Source organism: Streptomyces sp. NPDC054883 (genome assembly GCF_053610645.1).
In genome coordinates this window covers 1-3171 of record NZ_JBSGYT010000106.1, presented here as the reverse complement: position 1 = coordinate 3171, position 3171 = coordinate 1, and the positions used below count along the sequence as shown (strand labels likewise).

At 73.1% G+C, this 3171-nt stretch carries 4 protein-coding genes; 3 read left to right on the top strand and 1 reads right to left on the bottom strand.

The genetic code is table 11. The annotated features are described in order from the left end of the window. Both ACWGH1_RS35120 and ACWGH1_RS35115 read left to right on the top strand, forming a co-directional pair. Positions 1 to 97, top strand: a 97-nt coding sequence (locus ACWGH1_RS35120; RefSeq protein WP_453356450.1) for an adenosylhomocysteinase, incomplete at its 5' end; no start/stop codon positions are given. Positions 98 to 177: 80 nt separating this feature from the next. Further along, a complete protein-coding gene (locus ACWGH1_RS35115; RefSeq protein WP_453356958.1) occupies positions 178 to 795 on the top strand; it encodes a hypothetical protein in 618 nt (205 codons plus the stop codon). A gap of 25 nt (positions 796 to 820) precedes the next feature. On the opposite strand, the gene ACWGH1_RS35110 is transcribed toward ACWGH1_RS35115, so the two are convergent. Next, entirely contained in the window at positions 821 to 1723 is a 903-nt protein-coding gene (locus ACWGH1_RS35110) for an RDD family protein (RefSeq protein ID WP_453356957.1), read from the bottom strand. A 114-nt stretch (positions 1724 to 1837) separates the two neighbouring features. Here ACWGH1_RS35110 and ACWGH1_RS35105 point away from each other — a divergent pair, with 114 nt between their 5' ends. Further along, positions 1838 to 2845 (top strand): stage II sporulation protein M, encoded by a 1008-nt coding sequence (locus tag ACWGH1_RS35105; protein ID WP_453409354.1) that lies wholly within the window; start codon positions 1838 to 1840, stop codon positions 2843 to 2845. Positions 2846 to 3171: the final 326 nt, after the last annotated feature.

The following is a 3171-nucleotide window of genomic DNA, read 5'->3' as shown; positions in this document are numbered from 1 at the left end:
GCTGGGCGTCAGGCTCACCACCCTGCGTCCGGAGCAGGCCGCCTACATCGGCGTCAAGGTCGAAGGCCCGTACAAGCCCGACCACTACCGCTACTGATCCCCACGGATCACGCGGCACTCCAGGCAGGCCCCCGGCACACCCGCCGGGGGCCTGCCCCGTACCCGAGGACCCCGACCATGCCCCGCGGCCGCTACTCGCTCCACGACCCGCACGACCACAGCCCGCTCGGCGAGGAGCACTTCCACTGCGCCCCCGGCCCCTCCGGCTGGCGCTACGTCTCCCAGCTGACCGCCCCGAACGGCGACCACCGCGGCTCCGTGGACCTCGCCATCGACGAACTCGGCCGACCCATCCGCATGGAGGTCAACGCCGCGAGCTGGCAGGTCCGCGGCGCCGCCGTCGACGGCGTCACCTGGGTCCGCACCGACCCCACCGGCACCGACGCCACCGAGGGCAACGTGCACGCCCCCGGCTTCACCGGCACCTCCCCGGCCTTCCTGATCGCCACGGCCCGCCTGCTGCGCCTCGCCCCCGGAGCCCCCGCCACCCGCGTGCGCCTCGTCGCCCTCACCGACCCGGTCCTGGCGCCCCGCACCGTCGACCAGGCCTGGGCGCTGACCGGCCGGACGGAACACGCCACCGACAGCGGCCCGCTCCGGGTGGACGAGTACCGGGTCAGCGCCCTCGACACCGGCGAGGTGCACACCCTGCACATCGCCGGTGACGTGGTCCTGTCCGCCCCGGGCATCGAGCTGGAACACCTGGAGACGCCGCCCTCCGCCTTCGAGGACTGACGCCCCACTGATGCCCGACCCCCCGTCAGGCGGGCGGCGCGAACCCGGTCCCGCCGGTGCGCCCGGGCGGCGCAGCGGGCGGCACGTACGCAGCGGGCGGCAGGTACGGCGCCGGACCCTGGACGGGCGGCGCCGCAGCCGCGGGACCGTAGGCCGCGGGCGCGGCGGCGTACCCGGCTGCGGGGCGCAGCGTCCGGGCCGCGTCCCGGCACTGCCGCTCGTGCACCACCGCCATCAGGAACGCGGCAGCCGGCACCCCGGCCGGCGGCGGGGTCCCCGTCCGCGCCACCACCTCGTCCGCCAGCTTCGCCGCCATCGCGGCACCCGTTGCCGGGTCCAGCTGGTTCATCCGCGTCAAGTACTGCCGCACCGCCAGCCACAACCCGTCGGGCACCGCCGACAGGTCCAGCCCCGAGAACCGACCGGCCAGCCACGGCGGCGGCGCGGGCACCGCCGGCACCCGCGCCCCGGGCACCCGCTCCCGTACCACCAGCGTCCCCGCGAACACGTCGCCGACCCGCCGCCCCCGCTCCGACACCAGCGAGGCGATGCACGCCACCGTCCCGAAGGTCATCTGCAGTTCCACGACCCCCATGGCCCCCCGCACCAGCGCGTGCCGGAACCGGATCGGCCCGCCGTCCTCGCGCACCACCCGCAACCCGCAGGCCAGCTTCCCCAGCGACCGGCCGTGGCTCAGCGTCTCCACCGCGATCGGCACGCCGACCAGGACCAGCACGAACAGCGCCACCTGCACGGCCGCCCGCGCCGCCTCGTCCAGCGAAGCCGTCGCGAACACCACCCCGAGGGACACGACCACGTACCCGAAGACGTACACGAGCGAGTCCAGCAGGACCGCCAGTGCCCGGCTCGGCAGCCTCGCCGGCCGCAATCCCAGGACGACCGCGTCCCCCGTCACCAGATCGCTCACTGATGCGCACCCTTCCCGTGACCTGACCCGCCCCTGTGCCGGTCAGTCTGCCAAGCTGACCACTGCAGCAGTAGCCAGCAGCGGGTGGCCCGGGGCAGGGGAGCGGAAAACCGGATGGATGTCGACGTCTTCGTGGCGGCCCACCAGGCGCAGTGGGCGCGCCTGGAACAGCTCCTCGGCCGTGGCCGCCGGCTCACCGGAGCGGAGGCGGACGAACTCGTCGCGCTCTACCAGCGCACCTCCACGCACCTCTCCCTCATCCAGTCCAGTGCCCCGGACCCGATGCTCGTCGGCCGCCTCACCCAGCTCGTCGCCCGCGCCCGCGCCACGGTGACCGGAGCCCGCCGGGCCGGCTGGCGCGACGCGGCACGCTTCTTCACCACCGGCTTCCCGGCCGCCCTCTACCGCAGCCGCCGCTGGTGGATACCCACGGCGGTGCTGTCCGTCGCGGTCGGCGTCCTCATCGGCTGGTGGATCGCCACCCACCCGGAAGTCCGGGCCAGCCTCGTGGCGCCGGCCGAGCTCCGGCAGCTGACCAGGCCCGGCGGGGAGTACGAGACGTACTACTCCAGCCACCCCGCGGCGTCCTTCGCGGCCCAGGTCTGGACGAACAACGCGCAGGCGGCGGCGATGTGCCTGGTCCTCGGCGCGTTCCTGGGACTCCCCGTGCTGTGGATCCTGTTCCTGAACATGGCGAACCTCGGCGCGGGCCTCGGCCTGATGGCCTCCGCCGGGCGCCTGGACGTCTTCCTCGGCTTGATCCTGCCGCACGGCCTGCTCGAACTGACGGCGGTCTTCGTCGCCGCCGGCACCGGTCTGCGCCTCGGCTGGACGGTCATCGACCCGGGACCCCGCACCCGCCGCGCGGCCCTCGCGGAAGAGGGCCGCGCCGCCCTCGGCATGGCCATCGGCCTGGCCCTCGTCCTCTTCGTCTCGGGCCTGATCGAAGGCTTCGTGACCCCGTCGGGCCTTCCCACCTGGGCCCGCATCGCCATCGGCATCGCCGCGGAAGCCGCCTTCCTGACGTACGTCTACGTCCTGGGCGGCCGGGCCTCGCGGGCGGGCGAGGCGGGCGACGTGGAGGCAGCGGACCAGACGGCGACGCTCCCCACCGCGGCCTGATGTGCGCGGGGGCCGCCGGAGCTGCTAGTCTCCTCGCCTGTCCCGCAAACACTGTTGACACGGTGGGAGCGGGGAGGTAGATTCAAACGGTTGCCCGAACCGGACAGGTTCGGACGTGATGGTTCAAAATCTCTCTCGCCCCAGGAATTGAATTCCAAGTGGGCACTGCCGTCTCATCACCCAAGCTTCGAAGCCGGGAAATCCGGTGGAAAAGTTCTGATAGAGTCGGAATCGCCGGAAAGGGAAACGCGAAAGCGGAGAACTGGAAAGCGAACCCCGCTTCGACCGGGAATCGGACACGAAAGAGTCTGATAGAGTCGGAAACA

Bases quoted from the DNA above. Each gene is read 5' to 3' on its own strand.
- ACWGH1_RS35115 (WP_453356958.1), top strand. From the start codon at position 178: ATGCCCCGCGGCCGCTACTCGCTCCACGACCCGCACGACCACAGCCCG.
- ACWGH1_RS35105 (WP_453409354.1), top strand. From the start codon at position 1,838: ATGGATGTCGACGTCTTCGTGGCGGCCCACCAGGCGCAGTGGGCGCGC.